The 26,846-nt window shown below is 68.2% G+C and carries 24 protein-coding genes, 2 tRNA genes and 1 other RNA gene; 3 read left to right on the plus strand and 24 right to left on the minus strand.

Translation table 11 applies throughout. The features are described 5' to 3' along the window. Nucleotides 1-82: 82 nt before the first annotated feature. The 14 genes from H7F49_RS02740 to rpsB form a co-directional block, all read right to left on the minus strand. Nucleotides 83-159, minus strand: a tRNA-His gene (locus tag H7F49_RS02740). A gap of 242 nt (nucleotides 160-401) precedes the next feature. Further along, nucleotides 402-629: a 50S ribosomal protein L31 gene (rpmE, locus tag H7F49_RS02745; protein ID WP_185682036.1), complete on the minus strand. Its 228-nt coding sequence runs from the start codon at nucleotides 627-629 to the stop codon at nucleotides 402-404. A gap of 256 nt (nucleotides 630-885) precedes the next feature. Next, nucleotides 886-1,365: a 3-hydroxyacyl-ACP dehydratase FabZ gene (fabZ, locus tag H7F49_RS02750; RefSeq protein WP_185682037.1), complete on the minus strand. Its 480-nt coding sequence runs from the start codon at nucleotides 1,363-1,365 to the stop codon at nucleotides 886-888. 19 nt (nucleotides 1,366-1,384) lie between these two features. Beyond that, complete coding sequence (locus tag H7F49_RS02755) at nucleotides 1,385-2,017, minus strand: OmpH family outer membrane protein (protein WP_185682038.1); 633 nt, start codon at nucleotides 2,015-2,017, stop codon at nucleotides 1,385-1,387. Next, a complete protein-coding gene (gene bamA / locus H7F49_RS02760) occupies nucleotides 2,017-4,677 on the minus strand; it encodes an outer membrane protein assembly factor BamA (RefSeq protein ID WP_185682039.1) in 2,661 nt (886 codons plus the stop codon). Before bamA ends, H7F49_RS02755 begins: the two co-directional genes overlap by 1 nt. Before the next feature lie 187 nt (nucleotides 4,678-4,864). Beyond that, nucleotides 4,865-5,986, minus strand: coding sequence for an RIP metalloprotease RseP (gene rseP, locus H7F49_RS02765; protein ID WP_185682040.1), 1,122 nt, complete (start codon nucleotides 5,984-5,986; stop codon nucleotides 4,865-4,867). A gap of 5 nt (nucleotides 5,987-5,991) precedes the next feature. Further along, complete coding sequence (gene dxr / locus H7F49_RS02770) at nucleotides 5,992-7,149, minus strand: 1-deoxy-D-xylulose-5-phosphate reductoisomerase (RefSeq protein WP_185682041.1); 1,158 nt, start codon at nucleotides 7,147-7,149, stop codon at nucleotides 5,992-5,994. After that, nucleotides 7,146-7,823, minus strand: a complete 678-nt coding sequence (locus tag H7F49_RS02775) for a phosphatidate cytidylyltransferase (protein WP_185682042.1) — start codon at nucleotides 7,821-7,823, stop codon at nucleotides 7,146-7,148. Before H7F49_RS02775 ends, dxr begins: the two co-directional genes overlap by 4 nt. Nucleotides 7,824-7,885: 62 nt before the next feature. Next, a complete protein-coding gene (gene uppS / locus H7F49_RS02780; RefSeq protein WP_328806479.1) occupies nucleotides 7,886-8,602 on the minus strand; it encodes a polyprenyl diphosphate synthase in 717 nt (238 codons plus the stop codon). Continuing rightward, nucleotides 8,599-9,156 carry a ribosome recycling factor gene (gene frr, locus H7F49_RS02785; protein ID WP_185682043.1) on the minus strand — a complete coding sequence of 186 codons (558 nt, stop codon included), beginning with the start codon at nucleotides 9,154-9,156 and terminating at the stop codon, nucleotides 8,599-8,601. Before frr ends, uppS begins: the two co-directional genes overlap by 4 nt. Nucleotides 9,157-9,159: 3 nt before the next feature. Continuing rightward, complete coding sequence (pyrH, locus tag H7F49_RS02790) at nucleotides 9,160-9,882, minus strand: UMP kinase (protein ID WP_185682044.1); 723 nt, start codon at nucleotides 9,880-9,882, stop codon at nucleotides 9,160-9,162. A 269-nt stretch (nucleotides 9,883-10,151) separates the two neighbouring features. Next, the gene (locus H7F49_RS02795) at nucleotides 10,152-10,859 is read right to left on the minus strand and encodes a PEP-CTERM sorting domain-containing protein (protein WP_185682045.1); all 708 of its coding nucleotides are present in this window, start codon (nucleotides 10,857-10,859) and stop codon (nucleotides 10,152-10,154) included. 307 nt (nucleotides 10,860-11,166) lie between these two features. Then, nucleotides 11,167-12,093 (minus strand): translation elongation factor Ts, encoded by a 927-nt coding sequence (gene tsf / locus H7F49_RS02800; protein WP_185682046.1) that lies wholly within the window; start codon nucleotides 12,091-12,093, stop codon nucleotides 11,167-11,169. A 95-nt stretch (nucleotides 12,094-12,188) separates the two neighbouring features. Next, on the minus strand, nucleotides 12,189-12,941 hold the full coding sequence (rpsB, locus tag H7F49_RS02805) for a 30S ribosomal protein S2 (protein ID WP_185682047.1): 753 nt from the start codon (nucleotides 12,939-12,941) through the stop codon (nucleotides 12,189-12,191). A 378-nt stretch (nucleotides 12,942-13,319) separates the two neighbouring features. Here rpsB and H7F49_RS02810 point away from each other — a divergent pair, with 378 nt between their 5' ends. Further along, entirely contained in the window at nucleotides 13,320-13,619 is a 300-nt protein-coding gene (locus tag H7F49_RS02810; RefSeq protein WP_185682048.1) for a hypothetical protein, read from the plus strand. Here H7F49_RS02810 and H7F49_RS02815 read toward each other — a convergent pair. The 3 genes from H7F49_RS02815 to H7F49_RS02825 form a co-directional block, all read right to left on the minus strand. Continuing rightward, nucleotides 13,579-14,427, minus strand: coding sequence for a CDP-alcohol phosphatidyltransferase family protein (locus H7F49_RS02815; protein ID WP_185682049.1), 849 nt, complete (start codon nucleotides 14,425-14,427; stop codon nucleotides 13,579-13,581). The genes H7F49_RS02810 and H7F49_RS02815 overlap by 41 nt on opposite strands. Next, on the minus strand, nucleotides 14,424-15,173 hold the full coding sequence (locus H7F49_RS02820) for a phosphatidylserine decarboxylase (RefSeq protein ID WP_185682050.1): 750 nt from the start codon (nucleotides 15,171-15,173) through the stop codon (nucleotides 14,424-14,426). Before H7F49_RS02820 ends, H7F49_RS02815 begins: the two co-directional genes overlap by 4 nt. 158 nt (nucleotides 15,174-15,331) lie before the next feature. Continuing rightward, nucleotides 15,332-15,417: transfer RNA gene (locus H7F49_RS02825), tRNA-Tyr, on the minus strand. A 166-nt stretch (nucleotides 15,418-15,583) separates the two neighbouring features. Here H7F49_RS02825 and H7F49_RS02830 point away from each other — a divergent pair. Further along, entirely contained in the window at nucleotides 15,584-16,402 is an 819-nt protein-coding gene (locus H7F49_RS02830; protein ID WP_185682169.1) for a TrmH family RNA methyltransferase, read from the plus strand. A gap of 108 nt (nucleotides 16,403-16,510) precedes the next feature. Beyond that, nucleotides 16,511-17,383, plus strand: a complete 873-nt coding sequence (locus H7F49_RS02835; RefSeq protein ID WP_185682051.1) for a hypothetical protein — start codon at nucleotides 16,511-16,513, stop codon at nucleotides 17,381-17,383. 516 nt (nucleotides 17,384-17,899) lie between these two features. On the opposite strand, the gene H7F49_RS02840 is transcribed toward H7F49_RS02835, so the two are convergent. The 7 genes from H7F49_RS02840 to hrpB all read right to left on the minus strand — a co-directional run bounded on the left by H7F49_RS02840 (nucleotide 17,900) and on the right by hrpB (nucleotide 26,425). Beyond that, the gene (locus tag H7F49_RS02840; RefSeq protein ID WP_185682052.1) at nucleotides 17,900-18,172 is read right to left on the minus strand and encodes an HU family DNA-binding protein; all 273 of its coding nucleotides are present in this window, start codon (nucleotides 18,170-18,172) and stop codon (nucleotides 17,900-17,902) included. 285 nt (nucleotides 18,173-18,457) lie between these two features. Next, nucleotides 18,458-20,857: an endopeptidase La gene (lon, locus tag H7F49_RS02845; protein WP_185682053.1), complete on the minus strand. Its 2,400-nt coding sequence runs from the start codon at nucleotides 20,855-20,857 to the stop codon at nucleotides 18,458-18,460. A gap of 160 nt (nucleotides 20,858-21,017) precedes the next feature. Next, a complete protein-coding gene (locus tag H7F49_RS02850; protein WP_185682054.1) occupies nucleotides 21,018-21,356 on the minus strand; it encodes a YbaB/EbfC family nucleoid-associated protein in 339 nt (112 codons plus the stop codon). Further along, nucleotides 21,353-23,161 (minus strand): DNA polymerase III subunit gamma/tau, encoded by a 1,809-nt coding sequence (locus H7F49_RS02855; RefSeq protein WP_185682055.1) that lies wholly within the window; start codon nucleotides 23,159-23,161, stop codon nucleotides 21,353-21,355. The genes H7F49_RS02850 and H7F49_RS02855 overlap by 4 nt, the downstream gene beginning before the upstream one ends. 109 nt (nucleotides 23,162-23,270) lie before the next feature. Beyond that, nucleotides 23,271-23,365: signal recognition particle sRNA small type (gene ffs, locus H7F49_RS02860), an RNA gene on the minus strand. Between the two features lie 53 nt (nucleotides 23,366-23,418). Beyond that, on the minus strand, nucleotides 23,419-23,697 hold the full coding sequence (locus H7F49_RS02865; RefSeq protein ID WP_185682056.1) for an ETC complex I subunit: 279 nt from the start codon (nucleotides 23,695-23,697) through the stop codon (nucleotides 23,419-23,421). Between the two features lie 199 nt (nucleotides 23,698-23,896). Next, nucleotides 23,897-26,425: an ATP-dependent helicase HrpB gene (gene hrpB / locus H7F49_RS02870; RefSeq protein WP_185682057.1), complete on the minus strand. Its 2,529-nt coding sequence runs from the start codon at nucleotides 26,423-26,425 to the stop codon at nucleotides 23,897-23,899. Nucleotides 26,426-26,846 lie beyond the last annotated feature (421 nt).

Genomic DNA, 26,846 nt, shown 5'->3' on the forward strand with positions numbered 1-26,846 from the left:
CAAGCAGTCTCTTCGGACGCCCTCACCCGTCGCAAAGGCGGCCCCTTGCGAGCCCATTCCAGCGCTGCGGGAGGGGAAGCGATGGGGCGACCGATGGGGTTCGAACCCACGACCTCCGGTACCACAAACCGGCGCTCTAACCAACTGAGCTACGGTCGCCACGCTATCGCGCCGCGGCCCCCGAAGGGCCTTGGCAGGGCCGCGCCTTTGTCACAGGCGGCGGCGAATGGGAAGCGAAAAGTTGCTCCGCCGAACGTCGTCCCGGACTTGCTCCGGGACCACTGGCCGGATCAGACCGGCGCCTGATCGAGGAGGCCGGCGGCCCCGGGTCGAGCCCGGGACGACGGATACGAAAAAGGGCGGCACACCGGCCGCCCTGATCCGTCCGAAAACCGGCAAGCTTACTTCTTGAGCGTGAGCCCGCCGAAGCGCTTGTTGAACTGGGCCACGCGGCCGCCCTGGTCGAGCAGGCGGGTGTTGCCGCCGGTCCAGGCCGGGTGCGAGGTGGGGTCGATATCCAGCACCAGCGTATCGCCTTCCTTGCCCCAGGTGGAGCGGGTCTCGAAGACGGTGCCGTCGGTCATCTGCACCTTGATGGTGTGGTAATCGGGATGGATATCGGCCTTCATGATCTCGTCTTTCGCTGTGGCCGGTTCCGACCGGCCTGGAAACGGGAAGCTGCGCGCATAGCGGCGACCGCGGGAAAAGGCAAGGCTTGGTGGACCCAGGTCGCGCGTGGCCTTCGACACGCTCAGGCTGAGCGGGCTTTGGGGTGATACGGAGGATGGAGGCCCAATCCGGCGGGAGGGGCCAATCGACCAAACCCGCTCACGCTGAGCGTGTCGAAGCCCACGCGCCAGACTTGCACCAATAAGCTGCCCGATCTCAACCTTCGGGCGGGTCGGCGATCATCGCGGTGAACTTGACCTCGCAGGTGACCTTGTCACCGATCATCGCCCGGCCCTCGAACTTGCACACCCGGGCCCGCTTCTGGACAAAGGCGACGTGCAGGTCGAGCAGCACCCCGGGTTCCACCGGAGCGCGGAACTTGGCCTCCTCGATCGCCATGAAGTAGACCAGCTTGCCCGATCCGGCGAGGCCCAGGCTCTCCACCGCGAGGACCCCGGCCGCCTGGGCCAGGGCCTCGATCTGCAGGACCCCCGGCATGATCGGGCGTCCCGGGAAGTGTCCCTGGAAGAAATCCTCGTTGAAGCTGACCGCCTTGATCGCGTGAATCCGCTCGTCGACGACGAGATCGGCCACGCGATCGACGAGCAGCATCGGATAGCGATGCGGCAGCGCCGCAAGAACGCCCCGGATGTCGAGGGTCTTGGCGGCAGGGGCTGCCGCATTCTCTTCCGTCATGCTCCCGATCCCGGCGCGATCAGCGACCCGGAGGGGTCTGGGTGGTCGGACGCGGGGCGGCCGGTGCGGCCGGGGCCTGGCCCTGGGCCGGCTGGGCCGGAGCCACGGCCTGCAGCGAGGTCAGCGAGGCGTTGACCGCAGCGAGCAGATCGTTGGTCACGTCGAACTGGGGATCATAGGCCAGGGTGGTGCCAACCTCGATCAGCACGGTCGCGCCGCGCTTGGTCATGGTCGGAACATACAGCCCCTGCAGCTTGGTCAGCAACTGCTCGCGGACATAGGCCTGGTTGCGCTGGATCGTCTGCTGCTGGCCCTGCAGTTCCTGCGCGGCCGCCTGCTGGTTGCGCTGGAAGGTTTCGATGCGGGTCTTCAGCGCCGCATCGGGCTCCTTGCCGCCCAGCGCCTTCAGCGCGCCGTCCAGGTACTGGGCCTCGGGCCCGAGGCTGGACTGCAACTGCTGGGCGCGCGATTCATACGCGGCAACCTGCTGCTGCAGCGCGGCAGCAGCGGTCTTGCAGGCGTTGCATTCGCGGGTGATGCGATCGAGGTCGACCACGGCCACCTTGGCGGGAGCGACGGCCTGCTGCGCCTGGACCGGCGAAACGGCAGCGAGAGTGGCCGCAACGGCAGCCGGAATCAGGTACTTGCTCATCAGAACTGGGTTCCTACGTTGAAAGTGAAAGTCTTGGGATCGTCACCAGGCTGCGTCATCAGCGCCCTGGCGAAGTTCAGGCGGAACGGCCCGAAGGGCGAATTCCAGTTGAAGCCGACACCCACGGCGAGACGCGGGCGGATGCTGTTGCCAAAGAAGAACTCGCGCGAGATCAGCGAACCGGCGGTGCAGCCCGTGCTCGGCACGAAGGGCTGACCGGCCTTGGTCGTGCCGCTCGTGGTGGTGGTGCCCTGGGTGCCGTCGGTGTTCGTCACCGGGCAGGTCTGCTGGTACACGTCGTTCAGTTCAGGCGTGCGGATACCCCAGACCGCGCCGATATCGGCGAAGATCGACGGACGGATACCCATTTCGCGGGCGCCGGACCCCAGCGGGATCTCCAGCTCGGCACGGCCCTGGTAGTAATAGCGCCCGCCGATCGCGTCGTCCTGCCAACGGTCGCGGGTTTCGATGAAGGTGTTCGGAATGACCGCGCCGTTGGCGTCCACCGCCACCGGCTTGCGCACGATGCGCGGCCCCACGCCGCGGATGTCGAAGCCGCGGAACTCGGGCTCACCCAGATAGAAGCGGTCGGTCAGGTAGACATCCTCGACCCGGTTGCCCGAGGCATCGACGCGCTTCTTGAGCGCCTTGATCGCCCCGCCCTCGCCCGAAAGCGAGAAGATGAAGCCCTTGCCCACCGGGAAGAACCGCGCCGCATTGGCACGGAACCGGGCATAGCGGACATTGCCGCCCAGGCCCGAGAAATCGGCACTGACCGCCGCAGTCACGCCGCGGGTCGGCCGCACGCGGTTGTCCAGCGTATCGTAAATCAGCGAGGTGCCGAGGATCGAGCTGGTGCGCTTGCCGATCGCGTCGCACAGATAGCGGCCGGCGAAAGCGGGATCGCACTCGTTGGTGGGATTCCCGGCGGCGTCCTTCTTGTAATAGATGTCGCGATCCAGCGTCACGTCATCGAGGTTGAGCGTGTAGCGCCCGACCAGGCTCATGTATTCGGTCAGCGGCAGGCCCAGACGGAGCTGGAAGCCGGTGGTGCGCTGCTGGTAGATGTTGTTGCGGTTCTGCCCGGTGAAGTTGAAGCTGTTGAAGTCGCGCCGGTAGATGTTGCCGCCGAACGAGACGTTGCGATCGAACACGTAGGGCTCGGTGAAGCTCAGCTCGACGCTCTTCGAATAGCGCGAATAGGACACGCTGGTGCCGATCGTCTGGCCACGGCCACGGAAGTTGCGTTGCTGGACCGAGGCCTGGAGGATGAAGCTCTCGATCGACGAGAAGCCCGCCGACAACTGCAGTTCGCCGGTGGGGCGTTCCTCGACGTTGGCCTCGAGCACGATCCGGTCCGGCGCCGAGCCCGGCTTCTGTTCGACCTCGAACTTCTCCTGGAAGTAGCCGAGCGACTTGATGCGGTTGGTCGAACGCTTGACCTGGAGCGAGTTGAACGCATCGCCCTCGGCCAGACGGAACTCGCGGCGGACCACCTTGTCCTGGGTCAGCGTGTTGCCGTTGACGTCGATCCGCTCGACATAGACCCGCGGTGCCTCGGCGATCTGGAAGGTGATCCCCATGGTGAGATCATCCTTGTTGCGATCGTACGACGGGCGCACGTCCGCGAAGGCGTAACCGAAGGCCCCGGCCGTCTGGTTCAGCTTGTCGATGGTGTCTTCGACCATCTTCGCGTTGTACCAGTCATCCTTCTTCATCGGCAGTTGCTTGGCCAGCACGTCGCCATCGAAGTCGCGCAACTGGCTTTCCACCTTCACGTCGCCGAACTTGTAGCGCTTTCCTTCCTCGACCACGTAAGTGATGATGAAGTCATGCTTGTCCGGCGTAAGCTCGGCCACGGCCGACACCACGCGGAAATCGGCATAGCCCTTGGTCAGGTAGAACTGGCGGAGCTTCTGCTGGTCATAGGCCAGACGGTCCGGATCGTAGCTGGTGCGCGACGACAGGAAACGGAACGCGCGCGACTGCTTGGTCACCATCTCGCTGCGCAGTTCGCCGTCCGAGAACACCTCGTTGCCGAGGATGTTGATCTGGCGGACCTTGGACTTCGGGCCCTCGCTGATCTCGAACACGATGTCGACGCGGTTCTGGTCGAGCTGGACCATCTTCGGTTCGACCGTGGCGGCGAAGCGGCCCTGGCGCTTGTACAGCTCGATGATGCGGGCCACGTCGGCACGGACCTTCGACCGGGTGAAGATCTGGCGCGGCGCCAGCTTGATCTCGGGCGAGATCTTGTCTTCCTTCAGGCGCTTGTTGCCCTCGAAGATGATCCGGTTGATCACCGGGTTTTCCTTGACCTGCACGGTCACGATGCCATTCGCCTGGCGGATCTGCACGTCGGCGAACAGTTCGGTGGCGTAGAGGTCCTTCAGCGCCTGGTCCGCCGAGGTTTCGCTGTAGGCCTGCCCGTTGCGCAGGCGGATGTACGAAATGATCGTGTCGGGCTCGAGCCGCTGGTTGCCGATCACCTCGATCCGCTGGATCACGGTCGCCGCGGGTGCCGGGGTCGCGGCCGGCGCGGCGGCAGGAGCAGGCGCAGCGGCCGGCTGGGCCAGCACGGCCACCGGCGCGAGGAAGCTCGTGCCCAGCAAGCCCAGCACCAGCGCGGAAGAACGGCGCCCTGCCGTGTGTTGAGCCATGGTCCGTCCCTTCATCGACGCCAGTATCCCGATCTTGTCCGCGTCCACCCGACTGCCCGCCCGCGCCGACACCGGGCTCGGGACAGTCGCTGCCCTCTGCCCGATGCGGCCTCGCCAATCAAGCAAACAGTCCGGCTCCACATGGTTTGAGGGGCAAGGTTATGCCCGGCCTTCGGTGTTGAACGGCTCACCCGCGGCCCATCGGGAGCAGCGAGACAAGGTCGTTCAGTGTCACGAACAGCATCAGTGCCAGCACAAAGGCCAACCCGGTGCGGAACGCCCAGTTCTGACTGCGGGCGCCCAGTGGCCGGCGGCGGATCGCCTCGGCCGCGTAGAACGCCAGATGCCCACCGTCGAGCGCAGGAATTGGCAAGAGGTTGATGAATGCCAAGTTAATCGAGATGAACGCCGCGAACGAGACGAACGAGAGCCAGCCCAGGCTGAGCTGTTCGCCCGAATACTTGGCGGTCTTGATCGGCCCGCCCAGTTCCTTGACCGAGCGTTCGCCGGTGACGATCTGCTGCACCCCGACCACCAGCATGCGCATGATGCTCCAGGTCTGCCTGCCCGCCAGGGTCACCGCCTCACCGGGCCCGAGCGGGGCGATCCGCGCCTGCGCGGGCGAGATCCCGAGCCGTCCGATCCGGCTCTCGTTGCCGAACTTGTCCCGCTCGACATGAGCCAACAGCGGCACCGACAGGATCAGTTGCCGGCCGCCGCGGTCGATCGCGACCGACACGGTCCGTCCGGGATAGGGCACCACCAGGGCGACGATGTCGGGGAACTGCTCGACCCGCGTCCCGTCGATCGCGACGATCCGGTCGCCCACCCGGATCCCGGCCTCGCGGGCCGGTGCCTGTTCGGCGAAGTGGCCGACCACCGGCGGGGAGACGATCTTGCCGAACGCCAGATTGAACGCCGCGAAGATCAGCACCGCGAACAGCAGGTTGGTGAACGGTCCGGCGGCGACGATCAGGGTGCGTTGCCAGAGCGGTGCCGCGTTGAAGGTCTCGGCTCGTTCTGCGGGCGTGAGGTGGGCAAACTTCGCGTCGTCCGGCCGCGAGGTCGGATCCATGTCGCCCGCGAACTGGACATAGCCCCCCAGCGGAATGGCCGACAGCTTCCACCGCGTCCCGCGCCGGTCGGTGCGCCCGAACAGCTCGCGCCCGAAACCGACGGAGAAGGCCTCGGCCTTGACCCCGCACCAGCGCCCCACCCAGTAGTGGCCCAGCTCGTGGATCACGACCAGCGGGCCGAGCAGCAGGATGAAGCCGACGATCGTGATCAGCAGGGACGGGGTATGCGGCATGACGGTCAGGCAGGCTCCAGCAGTTCAAGGGTCCGCGCCCGCGCCTCGGCGTCGACCGCGATGACATCGGCCAGCGAGGCCGGGGCCGGCGGCGCGTAGCGGCCCAGCGACGCTTCGACCTGTGCCGCTATGGAGGTGAACGCAAGCTTGCCGGCAAGGAAGGCTGCCACAGCCACCTCGTTGGCGGCGTTCAGCACCGCGGGAATGGCGCCCCCGGCATGGGCCGCCTCACGGGCCAGGCGGGTCGCCGGGAACCGCACTTCGTCGGGGGCACGGAAGGTCAGCTCGCCGATGGCGGCAAGATCCAGCGGGGCGCAAGGCGTGTCCATCCGCCGCGGCCAGGCCAGGGCCGAGGCGATCGGCACCCGCATGTCGGACGGGCCGAGCTGGGCCAGGGTCGATCCGTCACGGTACTCGACCATCGAATGGACAACCGACTGCGGGTGGACGATGATCCGCAGCCGCTCGATCCCGACCGGAAAGAGGTGGAAGGCCTCGATGTACTCCAGGCCCTTGTTCATCATCGTCGCGGAATCGACGCTGATCTTGGCGCCCATCGACCAGTTGGGATGCTTGACCGCCTCGGCCGGGGTGGCATGGGCCAGCCGTTCGAGCGGCCAGTCGCGGAACGGGCCGCCGCTGGCCGTCAGGGTGATCCAGCGGACATCGGCCATGTCGTTGCCGGCCAGGCACTGGAAGATCGCATTGTGTTCAGAATCGACCGGCAGCAGCGTGGCGCCAGAGCGCAGCACCGCCGCGGTCATCACCTCGCCGGCCGAGACCAGCGCTTCCTTGTTGGCCAGCGCGACGGTCTTGCCCTGCTCGATCGCGGCCATGGTCGGCGCCAGCCCGGCACAGCCGACAATCGCCGCGACGGTCAGGTCCGCCCCGCGCGCCGCCGCCTCGATCAGCGCCGCCTCGCCCGCAGCCGCCGCGATCCCGGTCCCGGCCAGGGCCTCGCGCAGCGCGGGCAGCGCGGTCTCCTCGGCCACGACCGCCACCTCCGCAGCGAATTCGATCGCCAGTTGCGCCAGCGCCAGCGCATTGCCGTTGGCGGTCAGCGCAACGACCCGCCAGGCGGCGCGGTCGCGCCGGATCAGATCGAGGGTCGAGGCGCCGATCGAGCCCGTGGCGCCCAGCACCGAAATTGTCCGCACCGTCATGCCGCCACCTTGCCGACCACGGCCCCCAAGCCGATCAGAAACAGCACGGCCAGCAGTCCGTCGACACGATCGAACAGGCCGCCATGCCCGGGGATCAGGCGGGACGAATCCTTCACGCCCGCACGCCGCTTCATCCAGCTCTCGAAGAAATCACCCGCCTGGGCGACCACCGCGATCGGCAGCCCGGCAAGGGTAAGCCCCCAATCGCCCCGATGGGCGAAATGCATCACGATCATGGCCCCGATCACCGCCCCCAGCAGTCCGGCCCAGGTCTTGGAAGGGCTGATCGACGGCGCGATCTTGGGTCCCCCCAGGGTCCGCCCGAAGGCATAGGCACCGACATCGATCGCGATCACCACGCCCACCGAGATCAGCACGGGGACCATCCCGAACCCCAGCCGCATCACCAGCAGCGTGGCGGTGGCCAGGCCAACATAGACCAGCCCGCCGACGTGCCAGAGCAGCCGCCCCGGCGTGCCCGGCACGAAGGCCAGGACCAGGCGGGACCATTCGAACAGGACACCGGCTGCGACCAGTGCGACGAACACCGTCCAGACCATGCCCCCCAGCCACAGGGCGGCTCCGGCCACGGCCACCATCGCCAGGGCGGATGCGGTCCGGACCAGCAAGTCGCTCGGTGCTGCCGTTCCCGCCGCGGACCCCGCCTCAGCCATGCTCCACCCCGATCATCGCGCCCCCGCTTTCGTCTTGTGCCGCGCGAAGCCTAGCACGCAAGTCAGCGTCCGCCAAAACGCCGCTCCCGCGCCGCGAATTCCGACAGGGCGGCGTCCAGATGCCCGGCCCCGAAATCGGGCCAGAGCACGTCTACGAACAGCATTTCGGCATAGGCCGCTTGCCACAGCAGGAAATTGGACAGCCGAACCTCCCCCGAAGTCCGGATCAGCAGATCGAGCGGGGGGAGCCCGGCCGTGTCGAGATGGGCCTCGATTGTCTCCGGGGTCACCGGCCCCACCGCCGCGGCCCGCGCCGCAGCCCGGGCGATCTCGTCCTGCGACCCATAGTTCAGGGCGATCACCAGGTTGAGCCCGGTGTTGGTCGCGGTCCGCGCCAAGGCGCCGTCGATCAGGTCCTTGAGCTCGTCACCGAAGGCGGTGTGATCGCCGATCACCCGCAGCCGCACGCCATTGCCGGCGATCTCGTCCAGCTCGGACACAAGGAACCGCTTGAGCAGTCCCATCAGGGCCGAAATCTCGTCTTCCGGACGCCGCCAGTTCTCGGTCGAGAAGGCATAGAGCGTCAGGGCATCGAGCCCGAGCTCACCCGCCCGGCGGACCACGCGGCGCACGGCCTCGACACCCCGCTGATGCCCGACCGCGCGCGGCAGAAAGCGCTGCTTGGCCCACCGCCCGTTGCCATCCATGATGATGGCGACATGGCGGGGCGCCCGCGCGGTCTGGTCCGGCAAATGGGCCGGGCCCGGAGCCGTGCTCACTTGCCCAGGATTTCCTTTTCCTTCGCCGCGGCGGCCTCGTCAGCCGCCTTGATCACGTCGTCGGTCAGCTTCTGCAGGTCGGTCTCGGCCCGCTTGCGCTCGTCCTCGGAGATTTCCTTCTTGGTCTCGTCCTGCTTCAGCGCGTCCATCCCGTCGCGGCGGACGTTGCGGATCGCGATGCGCGCCTTCTCGGCATACTGGCTGGCCAGCTTGGCCAGTTCCTTGCGCCGCTCCTCGGTCAGGTCGGGGATTGGCAGGCGCAGCGTGTTGCCATCGTTGATCGGGTTGAGCCCGAGGCCGGCGGAACGGATCGCCTTTTCGACGTTGGTCACGTTCGACCGGTCCCACACCTGCACCGACAGCAGCCGCGGCTCGGGCACCGAAACGGTGGCGACCTGGTTCAGCGCCATGTGGCTGCCATAGACCTCGACCTGCACGGAATCGAGCAGCGCGGTGTTGGCGCGGCCGGTGCGCAGGCCCGACAGATCGTGCTTCAGCGCCTCGACGGCCCCACGCATGCGACGTTCGAGATCGGCCTTGTCGTACTTGGCCATGGATCAGGCTCCCTTCTGGACGATGGTCTGGGTCCCCTCACCCGCGAGAACCCGGGCGAGGTTGCCCTTTTCGCGGATCGAGAAGACCACGATCGGAATATCGTTGTCACGGCAGAGCGCGACGGCCGAGGCATCCATCACCTTCAGGTTATCTGCCAGAACCGTGTCATAATCCACGGTATCATAACGCTTCGCCTGGGGATTATGCTTCGGGTCGGAATCATAGATGCCGTCCACGCTGGTGCCCTTCAGCAGGGCGTCGCACTGCATCTCGGCCGCGCGCAGGGCGGCCCCGGAATCGGTGGTGAAATAGGGCGCGCCGACGCCGGCGGCGAAGATCACCACCCGGCCCTTTTCCAGATGGCGTTCGGCCCGGCGCCGGATGACGGGTTCGCACACCTGGTCCATCTGCACGGCGGACTGGACCCGGGTGTGGACGCCCAGCTGTTCCAGCGCGTTCTGCATGGCCAGGGCATTCATCACCGTGGCGAGCATGCCCATGTAATCGGCCTGGGCCCGGTCCATCCCGCGCGCGGCGCCGGCCATGCCGCGGAAGATGTTGCCCCCGCCGATCACCAGGCAGATCTCCAGCCCGGTGTCGCGCGCCGCCTTCACTTCCTTGGCCAGCTCGGCCACGAATTCGGGGTCGATCCCGAATGGCTGATTGCCCATCAGCACCTCGCCCGACAGCTTGAGGAGGATGCGTTTGTAGCGGGGCTGGCTCATCGGGCGGGGTGCTCGCGGATCATCGGCTGAAGGGATGCAGCGCCTTAGACTGTGGCTGGCTTGCTGCCAAGGCTGGATAAGGCCGCGGGCCATGCCGCGCCTGCCTTGTCCCGGTCCGGTCCAACGCACGGCACCCCCGGTCCCGGACTTTTCGGCAGCAGCGGAAACCTACGCGGCAGGCTTGGGGGCAAACCGCATGAACGCCATGCAAAAGGGCGCCCCACCGGAGCGCCCTTGTGGTCCGAATTGTGATCCGATGCGCCGAACGGTCAGGCGGCGAGCGGGCTGGCTGCGGAACCGGACAGCGCATGGAGCGCGCGGCGTCGGCGCATGACGAAGGCAAGCGTGCAGAAGCCAACCACCATCAGCCCCCATGACGAAGGCTCCGGCACCGCGCTGACGGGGACCGCATTGACCGCGACCGCATCGATGAAGGCGGTGTTGTCGTTGGTGGTCTTGCCCTGGAAGGTCAGGCGGTAACTGGTGCCGCCGGTCAGGGTCGTGTTCATGGCGCGCGCGGTCCAGACCTGCGCGGTGGTCGTGGCATGGGAGGACAGCGTGGTGACCGAGTTGGTTGCCAGATTGGTCAGGATCGCGTCATAGGCCTGGTTGCCGCTCTGCCCACCACTCGCAACGCGACCGGCATCGAGCCAATTCACCACATAGTCGCCAGTGCTGTTGATCGTGAAGACCTGCGACAGGAACCCGGCGGTCTGAACAAAGCCATAGTACGACCCCTGCGGAGTCGAAATGCCCGGCCAGGCCGAGTTGCTTGCAGACTGGATACCGCCGCCGTCTCCACCGCCGGTCCAGGCGCCAGCACCACAGACTGCCGATCCGGCAACCGACGCCCCCATGTAGCAGTACCCGGCCGGGCCGACTGCGGCCCCCTGGAGCTCGAACCCGCCGTCGCTCAGGATCGCGGCCTGCGCCGCCTGCCCCGGCAGGGTCAGCGCGGCCAGCAAGCCGGCCAACATTGGGATGCCCTTCGCGAAACCTGACGTCATGACTGTATGCCCCCGCTGCTGCGCACCTTTCCCGCAGCATTAACCCGCATTAACCATGATACCGATTGCAGTAAATCCGCGAGGCCGATCTGTTGCACGGGATTTTGTAACCGTCGCGTTTTGGTACGACTGCGGCGAACAGGCCAGCCTGTGCCATCCACGCTGGCTGGCACCGGTGGGGGCCGGAACCGGTGGGGCAACCGGACATGCAAAAAGGGCGCCCCCGCAGGAGCGCCCCCATGCGCCGGCGCCAATCCGCCGGCAGGTTCGGGTCGGCTTACTTCAGGCCGGCGGCGGCAGCCACTTCGGCGGCGAAGTCGGACTCTTCCTTCTCGATGCCCTCACCGAGCTGGAAGCGGACATAGTCGACCAGGGTGATCTTGGTGCCGGCGGCCTTGCCAGCCTGGGCAACGACCTCGGCAATCGGGGTCTTGTTGTCCATCACGAACAGCTGGCTGAGCAGCGCGTTCTCCTTGGCATACTTCGCCACGGCGCCATCGACCATCTTGGCCTGGACCTCGGCCGGCTTGCCGCTCTCGGCCGCCTTCTCGGCCGCGATCTTGCGCTCACGGGCGAGCAGCTCGGGATCGAGGTCGTCGGCCGACAGGGCCAGCGGGAAGGCCGCGGCGATGTGCATGGCGATCTGCTTGCCAAGCGGCTCGAGCACGTCGGCTCCGGCCTCGGACTCCAGCGCGACCAGCACGCCGATCTTGCCCAGGTTGGGAGCGGCGGCATTGTGCATGTAGGGCACGACCACGCCGCTGCTCACCGCAACGTGCTTGATCCGGCGGACCTGCTGGTTCTCGCCGATGGTGGCGACGTTGTTGGTCAGCTTGTCGGCCACGGTGCCGCCATCGGGATAGGCGGCGGCCTTCAGCGCCTCGACCTCGGTGGCGCCGGTGGCCAGCGCGACCTCGGTGGTCTTGCGCACGAAGTCCTGGAACTGGTCGTTCTTGGCGACGAAGTCGGTTTCCGAGTTGACCTCGACGGCCACGCCCTTGGTGCCCGACACGGCCACGCCGACCAGGCCCTCGGCCGCGGTGCGGCTGGACTTCTTGGCAGCGGCAGCCAGGCCCTTGGCGCGCAGCGCGTCGACCGCGGCCTCGAAATCGCCCCCGGATTCGTCGAGGGCCTTCTTGCAATCCATCATGCCGGCGCCGGTGCGCTCGCGCAGGTTCTTCACGTCAGCGGCGGTATAAGCCATGGCGTTTGTCCTTGTTGGGTATGGAAGCGGCGCCGGGCCCTTGGACCCGGCGCGCGACAATTGTGTGACGGACCGCTTGCGCAGCCCGCAGGGGATCAGGCCTCGATCGCGTCCTCGACCGGATTGTCCAGCGCGCCGATGTCGGCACCCGAATCGATCACGGCCTCGCGGCGACCCTTGGTGGCGGCGGCAGCAACGGTCTCGCAGTAGAGGCGGATCGCGCGGCTGGCGTCATCGTTGGCCGGGATCGGGAAAGCGATGCCGTCGGGCGAGACGTTCGAATCGAGGATCGCGACGACCGGGATACCCAGGACGTTGGCTTCCTTGATCGCCAGCTCTTCCTTGTTGGCGTCGATCACGAACATCACGTCGGGGATGCCGCCCATGTCGCGGATGCCGCCCAGCGACAGCTCCAGCTTGTCCCGCTCACGGGTGAGCTGCAGCACTTCCTTCTTGGTCAGCCCGGTGGTGTCACCGTTCAGCTGCTCTTCCAGCGTCTTGAGGCGCTTGATCGAGCCCGAGATGGTCTTCCAGTTGGTGAGCATGCCGCCCAGCCAGCGGTGGTTGACGAAGTGCTGGCCCGACGCGCGGGCGGCTTCGGCGATCGGCTGCTGGGCCTGGCGCTTGGTGCCCACGAACAGCACCTTGCCGCCGGCCTGGACCGTGGCGGAAATGAAGTCGAGCGCGCGGGCGAACAGCGGCACGGTCTGCGACAGGTCAAGGATGTGAACCCCGTTGCGGGCGCCGAAGATGTACGGCTTCATCCGCGGGTTCCAGCGGTGGGTCTGGTGGCCGAAGTGCGCGCCGGCCTCGATCAGTTGCTGCATGGTGACGACGGGAGCCGCCATAGGATATTCCTTTCCGGTTGAACCTCCGGGAAGCTGGAACCGTGCGGTTGGCCCGAAAGCCATCGATCCGCTGCGGCACCGGGTATGGTGCTTCCCGTGTGGATTTGCCGCGACAGCGGTACCCGGCATCGTGCCAAACCGCCCGCGACGCCGCGCCTCTAGCCGCTTCGCCCAGGAAATTCCACCCTAAAATGAGCCGGTTGGAACAAATCGGAACAAACCGCGAATTTCGGACTTGACGAGCGGAACAGGAGAGGAACATAAGGCGGCATGGATCGAAACGGGAACATCCTTCCATCGTTTTGATTACATTTCATAAAATGGCCTGAACACGCCGTCTGACGGCGATTTTCGGGTCAGACCGAAAGGATCCTTGCGATGATCGCCCAGGTTACCGCCGTCGTGCTTCCCGCCCTGTTCGTCGCCAGTGGCCTGTTCGGCCTGGGGGTGCTGGGCATGACCTGGCGGACCTATGGCGGAGCCTTCCGGCGACTGCAGCGTGAACTGGCGGCCTGCGACGTCATGCAGAGCGCGACGGTGACCCTGGTCCGTCATGACGTGCGCGTGATGGGCGATCCGGCGCGCGCCATGCCGGTGCTGCGCCGGCCGGTGCTGCGTCAGCCGGTGCGCGGCGCGGTCAGCCCCGTTCGGCTTCCCGCCCGGCCCGCTGCCGCCTGACCCGGGCGTAGCTGACCCAGCCATAGGGCAGCAGCATCAGATAGATCAGGCAGATCCCGGCCAGCGATGTCCACGGCTCACTGATCAGCGCGGCAAAGACCAGCGCTGCCAGTCCGATGATCTCCAGCCGGACACTGCGGCGCGGGCGCATCGCCCCCCAGCTCAGCGTCGGCAGGCTGGAAATGAGCAGGAAGGCCGTCACGACCAGCCAGCCACCAACCACCTCGGGGCGACGGAACAGGTCATTGCCACCTGTGGCGAACCACAGGTACATCGGCAGGAAGGCCAGCCCGGCGCCGACCGGGGCCGGCACGCCGGTGAGAAAGCCCGCGGCCTTGCGGGGCTCGTCGGCCATATCGATCCGGGCGTTGAAGCGGGCCAAGCGTAGCGCCATGCAGATGGCGAAGGCCAGGGCGGCGAACCAGCCGAGCCGCGGCACGTCCTGAAGCGACCAGAGGAACACGATCAGCGCCGGGGCGACCCCGAAGGAGATGACGTCGGACAGGCTATCGAGTTCGGCGCCGAACCGGGACTGCGCCTTGAGCAGCCGGGCAATGCGCCCGTCGATCCCGTCGAGCATGCCCGCCAGGATCACCGCCAGCACCGCCTTCTGCCAATCGTCGAGCGGCAGACCCGGTGTGGTTGTTGCCGGACTGCCGGTTGCGGCAGTGATGGCGAAGCGGATGCCGGTCAGGCCCGAGGCCAGGGCGGCGGCGGTGATCGCATTGGGCACCAGAGCGCGCAGGCTCAATCCCCCGGGCAGCCGCACCGCCTCGCGGCGCGCACGCCGCACCGGCTCGTCGCTCACTGGCTGACGCCCTCGATCAGGCCCTGCTGGCCGATTTCCGCCAGGACGGTTTCCCCGGCGATCACCCGCTGGCCCAGCAGGACGCGCGGCTCGGTGCCCTCGGGCAGGTAGACGTCGACGCGGCTGCCGAACCGGATCAGGCCCACGCGCTGCCCCGCCGCCAGGATGTCCCCCGGCTTGACGAAGGGCACGATCCGGCGCGCCACCAGCCCGGCGATCTGGGTGAAGCCGATGCGCTGGCCATCAGCCCGTTCGATCAGGATATGCTGCCGCTCGTTCTCGTCACTCGCCTTGTCGAGATCGGCATTCATGAACCGGCCTGGAATATAGACCACCCGGCGCACCGTGCCGCCGATCGGCGCGCGGTTGATGTGCACGTCGAACACCGACATGAAGATCGACACGCGCGTCACCGGCCCGGCGGGCAGGCCGGCCGTTCCTGTCCCGTCATCCAGCACCAGTTCACGCGGGGGATCGACCTTCTGGATAAGGGTGATCAACCCGTCGGCTGGCGAGACCACGAAGCGTTCACCCTGCGGCGTGACCCGCAGCGGATCGCGGAAGAAGGCCAGGACCCCCAGGGTCAGGAAGCCGATCGGCCAGGCCAGGGTCTCCCACGCCATGAAGGCGAAGAACGCGGCCACCGCCGCCGCGATCACCCCGAACTTGCGCCCCTCGGGATGAACCGAAGGCCAGTGCCACGCCGCATCCCCGCGGCCCCGATTGTCTGTGATTTCGCCGGACATCGCGCCCATCTAGGGGCTTGCACCCGCCGGGGCAAGGCGGCAGCGACCGAACCCGCTCCGCGTGGCTGCCAAACGCAACCAGCGGGGGGATCGGGGCCGATCAACAGCCCCTGGCCCGGGTGCGCCCGGCTTTGATGCCCGGCCTGTGATGAAGGTGGTGGTGGACAGGGCTAGATTCGAACTAGCGTACGCTTGCGCGGGCAGATTTACAGTCTGCTGCCTTTAACCACTCGGCCACCTGTCCACACCAGCATGCCGGTGGCGGAAACCCGCCGTTCGTGTGGTCCCTTGCGAGACCGTCCGGCCGAGAGGCGGCCCCAATGGCGAAGCCGGGCTTGCCTGTCAATGGGGGTGCGGGCATGAGCGCCACGCAAATTCGACCACCGGTCGACATTCACGGGACAATGACCATGGCAGAACGCGGCGGCAACAGAGGCGGGGACGACAAGCCGAGGAGCGCCCTGCGCGGCCGCGCGGGCCGCATGCAGGGCGGGCGCGGCTCGGGTCGGGGCTCGTCGGGGGCGGTGCGCCTGTGGGGCCGCCATGCGGTCGAGGCGGCGCTGAAGAACCCGGAACGGCAACACCGCAAGCTGTGGGCCACGCGGGAAGGAATCGCCTCGCTCGATGGCGAACTGCCCGCCGATTTTCCGGTGGAATTTGCCCAGGGCGCCGATCTGGCCCGGCTGGTGGCGCGCGATGCGCCGCACCAGGGGCTGGTGCTCGATTGCGAGCCCCTGCCGGACATCTTCCTCGACGAGGTGCTCGATGGCGATCCGGGGCGACCGCTGTTGATTCTCGACCAGGTCACCGATCCGCACAATGTCGGGGCGATTCTCCGCTCCGCCGCCGCCTTCAACGCCTGCGCGATCGTCACCCAGGATCGCCACGCCCCGCCCGAATCGGGCACCCTGGCCAAGAGCGCCTCGGGCGCGCTCGAAATCGTCCCCTGGGTGCGGGTGGTGAACCTGTCGCGCGCGCTCGACGAGGTGGCCGAGGCCGGATACTGGCGCATCGGCCTGGATGGCGGCGGCAAGGACACGCTGGGCGCGGTCATCCCCACCGGGCCGGTCGCCCTGGTGCTTGGCGCGGAAGGCGAAGGCATGCGCCACAATGTCGCCCAGCATTGCGATGCCCTCGCCCGGCTGCCGATCAGCGCGGCGATGGAGAGCCTGAACGTCTCGAACGCGGCGGCCATCGCGCTTTACGCGATCGCAACCCGCGCAGGCTAAGCGGGGTCCCGGACGGAGGGATGTTCGCTTCCCTCTGTCCGTGTCGACCAGCGCGAAGGGTGCGGCATGGCCCCATGCGGCTGTCATCGATCGCCCGAGGAGACATCGATGTTCCGGACCCATACCCCCAAGGCCGCAGCCGCGCTGTTGACCATTCTCGCCATGGCGCTCAGCGCCTGTCTGCTCACCCCGGGCCGGTTCACCTCCAGCCTCGACCTGCGCCGCGATGGCACCTTCCGCTTTGCCTACCAGGGCGAGATCCACATGCTGGCCCTGACCAAGCTGGCGCAGATGGGCAGCAAGCCCAAGGTGTTCGAGCCCGACACCTGCTACAACGACGAGGCCAAGGAACGCCCCTGCACCGCCGAGGAACTCGCCGACCAGAAGCAGGCCTTCGAGGAACGGCTCAAGCAGAGCGGCCCCAAGGACAAGGCCGAGGCGGAACAGATGAAGGCCCTGCTGGGCGGGATCGACCCGTCCAACCCGCAGGCCGCCGAGGACATGGCCGCCCGCCTCCGCCGCCAGGCCGGCTGGAAGAGCGTGGTCTACAAGGGCGACGGGCTGTTCGTGGTCGACTATGCGATCGCCGGTCGGCTGGACCACGATTTCGTCTTCCCGACCGTCGAGCGGCTGCCGCTGGCCAATGCCTTCGTCCAGCTTTCGCGCCGCAATGACGGCACCGTCCGGATCGATGCGCCGGGCTACAGCGGTCAGTCGGGCGCCGGCAACCCCATGGGCATGGCCCTCGCCGGTATGGCGGGTGCGATGGCCAAGGCCGGCAAGGCTGGAAAGGATGGCGGCGACCTGCCCGGCAATCCCTTCGGCCCGTTCGAAGGCACCTTCACCCTCACCACGGACGGCGTGATCGTGGCCAACAACACCGACGAGGGGCCCAAGCCCGTCGCCGGCGGCCAGCAGCTCGACTGGACGGTCAACATCCGCAACGCCGCGCCGACCGCGCTGGTGCGGTTGGGGAGCTGAAAGCACCATCCTCGCATCGCCGAGGCCGCGCCTGAACGGGAGCGATCCCGGACTTGGGCGGGTTGCCGGAACGTGGCGCCTCGGCGGGACAATCCCCAAAGGAAGGCGATTGGGTCGATTGCCAACGCGACGGCCGAGCCCCCTCCCCGCTGCGACTAGCCCCGCCTGCGGCAGGGCAAGTCTCACTCCCCTCCCCGTTGGGGAGGGGATGGGGGTGGGGGTTCCTGGCGTGTGTTTGCAATCGACCCCATCCCCAAAGGAAAAAGAGATAGGGATAGGGGTGTTCGCCGAAACAACCGCGGCCCCCTCCCCCCCATCCCCTCCCCCGCTTATCCTGAGCTTGTCGAAGGACATGGAAGGATGCGAGACTGGCCCGGCCGCAGGCGGGGCTAGTCGCAGCAGGGAGGGGCTTTGGCCGGCGCGTTGGCAAGCACCCCCATCACCCAAGCAAAAGCGCCGCTCCCTTGCGGGGCGGCGCTTCTGCGAAACCACGGCCCGTGAAGGCCAGGGCCATCCTCAGTTCACGGCGTCCTTGAGACCCTTGCCCGCCTTGAACTTGGGCTGGCTCGACGCGCTGATCTTCATCGGCTCGCCGGTGCGCGGGTTGCGGCCGGTGGAGGCCTTGCGCTTGGCGACCGAGAACGTGCCGAAGCCCACCAGGCGAACTTCCTCACCCTTCTTCAGGGCGCCGCTGATCGCGTCGAAAACACCTTCCACGGCCTTGGTGGCATCGGCGCGGGTCAGACCGCTGGATTCGGCGACGGCGCCGATCAGTTCGTTCTTGTTCATTCGGGAACCCCCTACCTCGTGTGAAACCGGGCTGATTTGGAGCAATCGCGTCGGTTGGCGCGGAATTGAACGGGTTTTCCCGGCCCTGTCAAAGCCTAACCCTGCCCGAATGGTGTGCCCATTAACGATTCGCCGCCGATTTTCGCACCTCACTCGATTGCAACTGTGGATATCCGCGAAAATGCTGCGCCGCAGCGCCCGGCGCAAGCCCGATTGGGCCTGCGCCAAGGCGATTCGCTGGGGTCAAGCGCAGGCCGGCAAGGGCCCGCCCGGAGACCTCCCGAATCAATGCGCGGTGGGCGAAACCGGACCCGGTTGACCCGCAGGTGCCGGCTGGCTGGCCAGATCGTCGGCCTCGGTCCAGACGATCGGTTCGACCGGCGCGGTCAGGGCCCGCACCAACACCTCGTCGACATGGCTGACCGGAACGATCTCGAGCCCCTGGCGGATATTGTCGGGGATCTCGGACAGGTCCTTGCGGTTCTCCTCGGGGATCAGGACGGTCTTGATCCCGCCGCGCAGGGCCGCGAGCAACTTTTCCTTGAGCCCGCCGATCGCCAGCACCCGGCCGCGCAGCGTGACCTCGCCGGTCATCGCCACGTCGGCGCGGACCGGGATCCCGGTCAGGGTCGAGACCATGGCCGTGACCATGCCGATCCCCGCCGAGGGGCCATCCTTGGGCACGGCGCCCTCGGGCAGGTGGATGTGCAGATCCTTGCGCTGGAACAGCGAAGGCTTGATGCCATAGGCCGGGGCCCGCGCCTTGACGAAGCTGAACGCCATCTGGACGCTCTCGCTCATCACCTCGCCCAGCTTGCCGGTGGTCTTGACCGCGCCCTTGCCCGGCACGGTGACGCTTTCGATGGTCAGCAGCTCGCCGCCCACCTCGGTCCAGGCCAGGCCCGTGACCGCGCCGACCTGGTGCTCGGTGTCGGACACCCCGTGCTTGAACTTCCGCACCCCGGCGAAGTCGGCCAGGTTCTCGGGCGTGATGGTGATCGCCTGGTCCTTGCCTTCCAGGATCCGCCGCAGGCTCTTGCGCGCCAGCCGGGCGATCTCGCGCTCCAGCGTGCGGACCCCGGCTTCGCGGGTGTAGAACCGGATCAGATCGCGCAGGCCGGCCTGGGTCAGCGTGAACTCGCCCTTCTTGAGGCCATGGGCCTCGATCTGCTTGGCGATCAGGTGCCGCTCGGCGATTTCGACCTTTTCGTCCTCGGTGTAGCCCTCCAGCCGGATGATCTCCATGCGGTCGAGCAGCGGCTGCGGCAGGTTCAGGCTGTTCGCCGTGCAGACGAACATCACGTCCGACAGGTCGTAGTCGACCTCCAGATAGTGGTCCTGGAACTTGCTGTTCTGTTCCGGATCGAGCACCTCGAGCAGGGCCGAGGCCGGATCGCCGCGGAAGTCCTGGCCCAGCTTGTCGATCTCATCGAGCAGGAACAGCGGATTGCTGGTCCCGGCCTTCTTGAGGTTGTTGATGATCTTGCCCGGCAGCGAGCCAATATAGGTGCGGCGATGGCCGCGGATCTCGGCCTCGTCGCGCACACCGCCCAGCGACTGGCGGATGAACTCCCGCCCCGTGGCCTTGGCGATCGACTTGCCGAGGCTGGTCTTGCCCACGCCCGGCGGGCCGACGAGGCACAGGATCGGACCCTTCAGCTTGTTGGTGCGGGCCTGGACCGCCAGGTACTCGACGATCCGGTCCTTGACCTTCTCCAGCGCGTAATGGTCCGCGTCGAGGATCGTCTGGGCGCGGCCGATGTCCTTCTTGAGCTTCGACCGCTTGCCCCACGGCAGCCCCAGCAGCACGTCGAGGTAATTGCGCACGACGGTCGCCTCGGCGCTCATCGGTTGCATCGACTTCAGCTTCTTCAGCTCGGCATTGGCCTTGGTCCGGGCCTCGTCCGAAAGCTTCAGCTTCTCGATCTTCTCCTGCAGCTCGGCGATCTCGTTGCTCTCGTCGCCATCGCCGCCGCCGAGCTCGGACTGGATCGCCTTGAGCTGCTCGTTCAGGTAGTACTCGCGCTGGGTCTTCTCCATCTGGCGCTTCACGCGGCCACGGATGCGCCGCTCCACCTGGAGCACGCCCAGCTCGCCTTCCATGAACGAGAAGACCATTTCGAGCCGCTTGAGCGGATCGCTTTCGCTCAGCAGCGCCTGCTTGTCCGACACCTTGGCGCCAAGCTGCGCCGCGATGGCGTCGGCCAGGCGCGAGGCATCGTCGATCTCACCCAACTGGTCGCCCGCCTCGGCCGACAGCTTCTTGTTGAGCTTGGCATATTCGCGGAACTGCTCGATCGCCGAGCGCATCATCGCGGACACCTCGTTGCCCGAGGTGGTCACCAGCTCGGCCGTCTCCACCCGCGCCGAGGTCAGCGGGCCATGCTCGCTCAGCTCGATCAGGCGCGCGCGCTGCTGGCCTTCGACCAGCACCCGGACGGTGCCGTCGGGCAGCTTGAGCAGCTGGAGCACGCTGGCGATCACGCCGACGTCGTAGAGATCGTCGGCCGAGGGATCCTCGCAGCCCGGATCAAGCTGGGCGAGGAGGAAGATATCCTTGTTGCCGGACATCGCCGCCTCGAGAGCGGCGACCGACTTTTCCCGGCCGACGAAGAGCGGGACGACCATGCCGGGAAACACGACGATATCGCGCAGCGGCAGCAGGGGGAGAGTAAGCTGTTCCATATCCGTCCAATCTGGGCGCTGCCCGACCGCTCCGCAAGGGTGCGGGGCGTAAGGCGGCGGGCGGGCGCCGGTGTTGCATCGGATATGGGGACAGGGGGGGCGCCGCGCAATGGCGGGCGGCCTCACCCCCTGTGGATTGCCGCTCAGGCGCGGCTGCGGGTCACAGGCCCGGGAAGTTGAACCCCGGCGGCAGGCCCAGGCCCTGCTGCATCTTGGCCATTTCCTCGCCCGAGACCTGATCGGCCTTGGCGCGGGCATCGTTGAAGGCGGCCGCGACCAGATCCTCGAGGATGCCCTTCTCGCTGGGCTGGAGCAGGCTGTCGTCCAAGCTGACGCCCACCACCCGGCCCTTGGCCGAGCAGCGGATGCGGACCAGTCCGCCGCCTGCCACGCCTTCGACCTCGATCTGGTCGAGCCGGCCCTGCGCCTCGTTCATCTGCTTCTGGATGGTCTCGGCCGCCTTCTGGGCGGCCTGGATCATCTCTTCCATCGACTTCATGCGGTTCTGCTCCAGTTGCGTTCGCCCCGGCCCGACTGCGGACCGGGCGAGGAATCCTCTTCGACGATCTGCGCCTGCGGAAAGACGGCGAAGGCGGCTTCGACCAGGGGGGCACGGCGCATGGCCGCGCGGGCATCGCGCTCCACTGCCTCGCGCTGCTCCTCCAGGCTCGGCTGGCCCTCGCCGTCACCGGGTTCGACCTCCCAGCTCGCACCGGTCGCGCTTTCCAGGGCCTTGCGGATCTCGGTGGCGGGCATCGGAGCGAGGCCTGGGGCGAAGCCGTAGCGCAGCAGCCCCGGACGCAGCTCGATCACGCGCAGGCCCAGGCGCAGGGCGGCCCCGGCCATCGGGGAATGCTGTTCGACCTGGTGGACCAGCCCTTCCCAGTCCATCGCCACGGCGACGGGAGCCGACCCGGCCGAAGCAGTCCCACCGCCTGGCGGCGCTGCCCCCGCCTGGACCACGCCCGGCTGCGCGGCCAGGTGCTCCAGCTTGCGCACCAGTTGCCCCGGATCGGGCAGGTCGGCGGCGTGCAGCACGCGCAGCAGCGCCATCTGCGCGGCGATCAGCGGATCGGGCGCGGTCCGCACCTCGTCATGGCCCTTGAGCAGCAGTTGCCACAGCCGATGCAACTGCCCAGCCGAAAGCTGCGCGGCCCAGCCATCGATCGCCGCCCGCTCCTCGGCCGAGATCGCCTCGGCTCCGGTCCGGCCGACCTGGGCCACGGTGATCCGGTGGACCAGGTCCATCTGCGAGCGCAGCAGCGACAGCGGCTCGACCCCCAGGGCAAACTGCGCCGCCACCAGATCGAGCAGGGCCGGCGCATCACCCGCCAGCACGGCGGCCAGCAGGCGGCGCTGGACGGTCTTGTCGGCCAGTCCCAGCATGTCCTGGACCTGGGCCGGGGTCACACGCCCCTCTCCGCCCAGGTCGGCATGGGCAATCGCCTGGTCGAGGATCGACAGCCCGTCGCGGACCGAACCCTCGGCCGCCTCGGCGATCATCGACAGGGCTTCCGGCTCGGCGGGAACGCCTTCCTCGGCACAGACCCGGGCGAAGTGTTCGGCCAGCAACGGCGCGGGAATGCGCCGCAGGTCGAAACGCTGGCAGCGGGACAGGACCGTGACCGGCAGCTTGTCCACCTCGGTCGTGGCGAACAGGAACTTCACATGGGCCGGCGGCTCTTCCAGCGTCTTGAGCAGCGCGTTGAACGCGTTGCGGCTGAGCATGTGGACTTCGTCGATGATGTAGATCTTGTAGCGCGCCGAGACCGCGGCATAGCGCACCGCCTCGATGATCTCGCGCACGTCGTCGACGCCGGTGTGGCTGGCGGCGTCCATCTCGATCACGTCGATATGGCGGCCCTCGGCAATCGCCACGCAGGGTTCGCACTGCCCGCAGGGGTCGATCGTCGGCCCGCCCTGGCCATCGGAGCCCACGCAGTTGAGCGCCTTGGCGATCAGCCGCGCGGTGGAGGTCTTGCCCACACCGCGCACCCCGGTCATCAGGAAGGCATGGGCCAGCCGGTCGCGGCGGATCGCGTTGGCCAGGGTCTGGACCATCGCGTCCTGCCCGATCAGCGCCGAGAAGGTCTGCGGCCGGTACTTGCGGGCGAGCACACGATAGGGCTGCGCGGCCGCTGGGGGCGCGGCCGGTGACACAGGCGGTGACACAGGGGCTGCCGCAGCGGGCGCAGCATCGCCGAACAGGGCCGATTGCCCCGCCGCCTCAAGCTCCGCCGCCGAGGGGGCGTCATCCTCGTCGTCCTCGGGGCCCGGGCCGAACATGTCAGCGGAATCGTCCATCGCGCGCCTAGGTAAGCGCTGGCGGGGCGCTTGTCGAATGGGGAGAGCGGCGCGCGCTGCGGTTAGGTGGGGAAACCGGCCGAACGGGAGAAGCCGCACGCGAAAGAGGGAAAAAGGAGCCGGCCGACCCGCCGCAACCCGTTGTGGCTGCTTCCTTCCGGACCTGACCAGGTTGGCGGACGCAAGCGTCCGACCGACTCCCGGCCGCGCATATGGCGGGGGACCGGCGCTTTGTCCAGCCCCGCGCCCTCAGCCGTTCAGCGGAAGTTGTCGGCGTAGGCCTGCAGCTTCAGCCGCTTGGGCGGGGTCGCCTGGACCCGCGCGGCGATGCCGTAGCGATCGGCATAGGCCTGGGCCTCGGCCTGGGTGGCAAAGCGCAGCACGACCTGCTGCTGCGTGTCGCCCGATCCGGCCCAGCCCATCAGCGGATCGGGCTTCTTGGCCTCGGCCGGCACGAATTCGAGCAGCCAGGCATCGGTCAGGGCCTTGCCCGACTGCATGGCGTTCTTGGGGCGCTGGTAGATGCGAGCGGTCATGAGCGGCGCTTTCGGGCGAATCGGTGATGGAATCAAGTGGCCATTTGGTTCGCGCAAAGGCGCAAAGGCGCAAAGGTGGTTGCGCTTGCGGCGAAGCCGCCTTCCGATCGAGCGGTGGTGGCGGAGCAAAGCCACGAGGCCGTTGCGCGGAGCTTGTCATCCGCCCCCTTTGCGCCTTTGCGCCTTTGCGCGAACCCAACTATCGCCCCTTCTCCCGGGCGAAGGCGTTCTTGGTCTTGAGGCTGGGATCCTCCTCCCACGGCGCCTCGGGCCAGCGGTGCTTGGGGTAACGGCCCTTCATGTCCTTCACCACGTCCTTCCACGATCCGCGCCAGAAGCCCGGCAGATCGCGCGTGGTCTGGAGGGGCTTGCCGCCGGGATCGGTCAGCTTGAGCAGCAGCGGCTGCGGTGGCTGGCCGAAGGTCGGGTGGCGATCGAGCCCGAACAGGGCCTGGACCCGCACCTCGACCGCCGGGCCGCCCGGATCGGCATAGTCGATGGCGTGAGACGTCCCCGCCGGGCTGCGGAACTGCGCCGGGGCGAGCCGGTCGAGCGTCTGGCGCTCGGCGTAATCGAGCCTGGCCAGCAGGGCTTCGTGCAGGCGGCCGGGGTCCAGATCGTCCAGCCGCCGCCCCAGCAGGGGAACCAGCCAGTCCGCCACGGCATCACGCAGCGCGGCATCGGACAAGGCCTCCAGCCCGGCGAAGGCCGCGCGGGTGAGCAGCGCGGCGCTGGCCCCGGACAGCGGCAGCAGCCCCAGCCCCTCCTCGGCCACGCGCGCGGCCAGGAACCGGGCAACCGCCGCCGGATCGGGCCGCGGATCGGGCACCCGCGCCAGCACGATCGCGCCCAGCCGCTGTTCGAGCAGCGCCTCGACCCGGCGCTCCTCGGCCACCCAGCGCAGCGTGGTGCGCCGGTCGATCCGGTTGCCCAGCCAGCGCTGGACCTCGGCCTCGGCCAGCGCGATCGCGGCGGTGATGCGCGCGCCTTTCGCCTCGCCCTGGGCCTCGCCCACGGCCAGCCATTCGGCCCGGATCAGCGGCGAGGCCGGATCGAGCCGCAGCCCCCTGCCCCCGGCGGTAAGCCACTGTTCGCCGGACGGATCGCGGCGGCGGGCGAGCAGATCGGGGAACCCGGCGGCGAGAAGGATGCCGAGCGGAGGCGGGGAGTTGGGTTGGCGTGATGGGTGGCCTGCGACAGGCTCAGGCCGAGCGGGGTTTATCAGTTCCTTCCCAATCAACACCCGTTCAGGCTGAGCTTGTCGAAGCCCACGCGCGGCCTTCGCCCAACGCTCTGCCAGCCTGCGTGAGGATTCCGCCCGACCCGACCGATCCCGCGCAAGGCTGTCGAACCGCCCGTGCAGGTCATCGCTTCGCCCGCCCAACCCGCGCTCCTGCAGCAACAGGGCGAGCATGGCGGCATCGTCCTCGGCACCCCCCTCTACCGCGCTCAGCACCATATGGGCGAGCCGGGGTTCGAGCGGCAGGCCGGCCATCGCCTTCCCGTGCGGTGTTATCCGACCCTCCCCGTCGAGCGCGTCGAGTTGCCTGAGCAGATCATGGGCCGCCGCCATGGCTGCGGCGGGCGGGGCATCGAGCCAGGGCAGCGCGGCGGGATCACCTGCGCCCCACTGCGCCAGGGTCAGCGCCAGCGGGGCGAGGTCCGACACCAGCATTTCGGGCGGATCGAAGGGCGCACGCCCGGCATGGGCGGCCTCGGCCCATAGCCGATAGGCCACGCCCGGCCCCTGTCGCGCCGCTCGCCCGGCGCGCTGGGCCGCGGCGGCCTGGCTGGCGGTGTGCGTGACCAGCCGGGTCACTCCGGCGGCCTTGTCGAACTCGGCGCGGCGCGACAGGCCGGCATCGACCACCACCGACACGCCGTCCAGCGTCAGCGAGGTCTCGGCGATCGCGGTGGCCAGCACGATCCGGCGGCGCCCTTGCGGATCGCGGCGGATCGCGGCGCGCTGGGCAGCAGGGTCGCACTGGCCGTGCAGCGGCAAGACCAGCGCCGCCGGCAGCCGCTCCGCCAGACGTTCGCGGGTGCGCTCGATCTCGCCCACGCCGGGGAGGAAAGCGAGGAGATCGCCCGGCTCCTCGCGCCAGGCGGTCAGGATTGCCGCGGTCATCGCCTCATCCAGGCGCAGCTCGGGCCGGGCGCCCAGCCACCGGATGTCCAGCGGCCAGGCCTTGCCCGCGCTCTCTATCACCGGTGTACCCTCGCCCAGCAGGGCGGCAAAGCGCGCGCCGTCCAGTGTCGCCGACATCACCAATATGCGCAGATCCTCGCGCAGCACCGCCGCGCTCTCCAGCGCCAGGGCCAGCCCGAGGTCGCTGTCGAGATGCCGCTCGTGCGCCTCGTCGAACAGGACGGCGGAGACCCCCGCCAGTTCGGGATCGCGCTGGATCGTACTGACGAAGATCGCCTCGGTCATCACCAGCACCCGCGTGCGGGCGGACCGCTTGCTGTCGAGCCGGGTCAGATAGCCGATGGTGTCTCCGGCCTGCTCTCCCAGCAGCTCGGCCATGCGCTCGGCGGCGGCGCGGGCCGCGACGCGGCGGGGGGACAGGACGATTACCGAACCGCTGCACCACGGCTGGTCCAGCAGGGCCGGCGCCACCGCGGTGGTCTTGCCCGCCCCCGGCGGCGCAATCAGCACGGCCTTTGGCCCGGCCCGCATGGCGGCGAGCAGGTCGGGCAGGACGGCGTGGATGGGCAGGTCGCTCACGCAGGGGCGTTTAGGGGGGATTGGCGCGAGAGGCGAGAGGGGGCTGACTAAGCCATCGGGACAGTCTGTTGCCGGAGTGGTCCGATGGCCACTCCCCTCACGCGCTCAGGCTGACATGACCCGACGCGCAGTCCCCAGCCCCGCTCAGGCTGAAGTGACCAGACGGTCACGCCCCACACCCGATCAGGCTGAGCGTGTCGAAGCCCACGCGCGGCGGGTGCTGCCTGGTCCTGCTGATGCTCCACTGAGTTGGGAGCTGGCAGGAGTGTGGGGCGGCTGTTGGCGCGTCGCCTTCGACAGGCTCAGGCCGAGCGGGGGTCGGACAAGGGCGGGGGTTGCGTCTGGTGTCCCACGCGACCCAAACCACCCATTTTCCTACCCGGCGCCGACCTGCCACGCTGGGCCAATGCGCCGGCCCCAT

This window comes from Novosphingobium aerophilum, assembly GCF_014230305.1.
Classification (GTDB): domain Bacteria; phylum Pseudomonadota; class Alphaproteobacteria; order Sphingomonadales; family Sphingomonadaceae; genus Novosphingobium; species Novosphingobium aerophilum.

Excerpts from the sequence above, each read along its gene's own strand:
- rpmE (WP_185682036.1), bottom strand. The coding sequence starts at position 629 with ATGAAGGCCGATATCCATCCCGATTACCACACCATCAAGGTGCAGATG.
- fabZ (WP_185682037.1), bottom strand. The coding sequence starts at position 1,365 with ATGACGGAAGAGAATGCGGCAGCCCCTGCCGCCAAGACCCTCGACATC.
- H7F49_RS02755 (WP_185682038.1), bottom strand. The coding sequence starts at position 2,017 with ATGAGCAAGTACCTGATTCCGGCTGCCGTTGCGGCCACTCTCGCTGCC.
- bamA (WP_185682039.1), bottom strand. The coding sequence starts at position 4,677 with ATGGCTCAACACACGGCAGGGCGCCGTTCTTCCGCGCTGGTGCTGGGC.
- rseP (WP_185682040.1), bottom strand. The coding sequence starts at position 5,986 with ATGCCGCATACCCCGTCCCTGCTGATCACGATCGTCGGCTTCATCCTG.
- dxr (WP_185682041.1), bottom strand. The coding sequence starts at position 7,149 with ATGACGGTGCGGACAATTTCGGTGCTGGGCGCCACGGGCTCGATCGGC.
- H7F49_RS02775 (WP_185682042.1), bottom strand. The coding sequence starts at position 7,823 with ATGGCTGAGGCGGGGTCCGCGGCGGGAACGGCAGCACCGAGCGACTTG.
- frr (WP_185682043.1), bottom strand. The coding sequence starts at position 9,156 with ATGGCCAAGTACGACAAGGCCGATCTCGAACGTCGCATGCGTGGGGCC.
- pyrH (WP_185682044.1), bottom strand. The coding sequence starts at position 9,882 with ATGAGCCAGCCCCGCTACAAACGCATCCTCCTCAAGCTGTCGGGCGAG.
- H7F49_RS02795 (WP_185682045.1), bottom strand. The coding sequence starts at position 10,859 with ATGTTGGCCGGCTTGCTGGCCGCGCTGACCCTGCCGGGGCAGGCGGCG.
- tsf (WP_185682046.1), bottom strand. The coding sequence starts at position 12,093 with ATGGCTTATACCGCCGCTGACGTGAAGAACCTGCGCGAGCGCACCGGC.
- rpsB (WP_185682047.1), bottom strand. The coding sequence starts at position 12,941 with ATGGCGGCTCCCGTCGTCACCATGCAGCAACTGATCGAGGCCGGCGCG.
- H7F49_RS02810 (WP_185682048.1), top strand. The coding sequence starts at position 13,320 with ATGATCGCCCAGGTTACCGCCGTCGTGCTTCCCGCCCTGTTCGTCGCC.
- H7F49_RS02820 (WP_185682050.1), bottom strand. The coding sequence starts at position 15,173 with ATGTCCGGCGAAATCACAGACAATCGGGGCCGCGGGGATGCGGCGTGG.
- H7F49_RS02830 (WP_185682169.1), top strand. The coding sequence starts at position 15,584 with ATGGCAGAACGCGGCGGCAACAGAGGCGGGGACGACAAGCCGAGGAGC.
- H7F49_RS02835 (WP_185682051.1), top strand. The coding sequence starts at position 16,511 with ATGTTCCGGACCCATACCCCCAAGGCCGCAGCCGCGCTGTTGACCATT.
- H7F49_RS02840 (WP_185682052.1), bottom strand. The coding sequence starts at position 18,172 with ATGAACAAGAACGAACTGATCGGCGCCGTCGCCGAATCCAGCGGTCTG.
- lon (WP_185682053.1), bottom strand. The coding sequence starts at position 20,857 with ATGGAACAGCTTACTCTCCCCCTGCTGCCGCTGCGCGATATCGTCGTG.
- H7F49_RS02850 (WP_185682054.1), bottom strand. The coding sequence starts at position 21,356 with ATGAAGTCGATGGAAGAGATGATCCAGGCCGCCCAGAAGGCGGCCGAG.
- H7F49_RS02855 (WP_185682055.1), bottom strand. The coding sequence starts at position 23,161 with ATGGACGATTCCGCTGACATGTTCGGCCCGGGCCCCGAGGACGACGAG.
- H7F49_RS02865 (WP_185682056.1), bottom strand. The coding sequence starts at position 23,697 with ATGACCGCTCGCATCTACCAGCGCCCCAAGAACGCCATGCAGTCGGGC.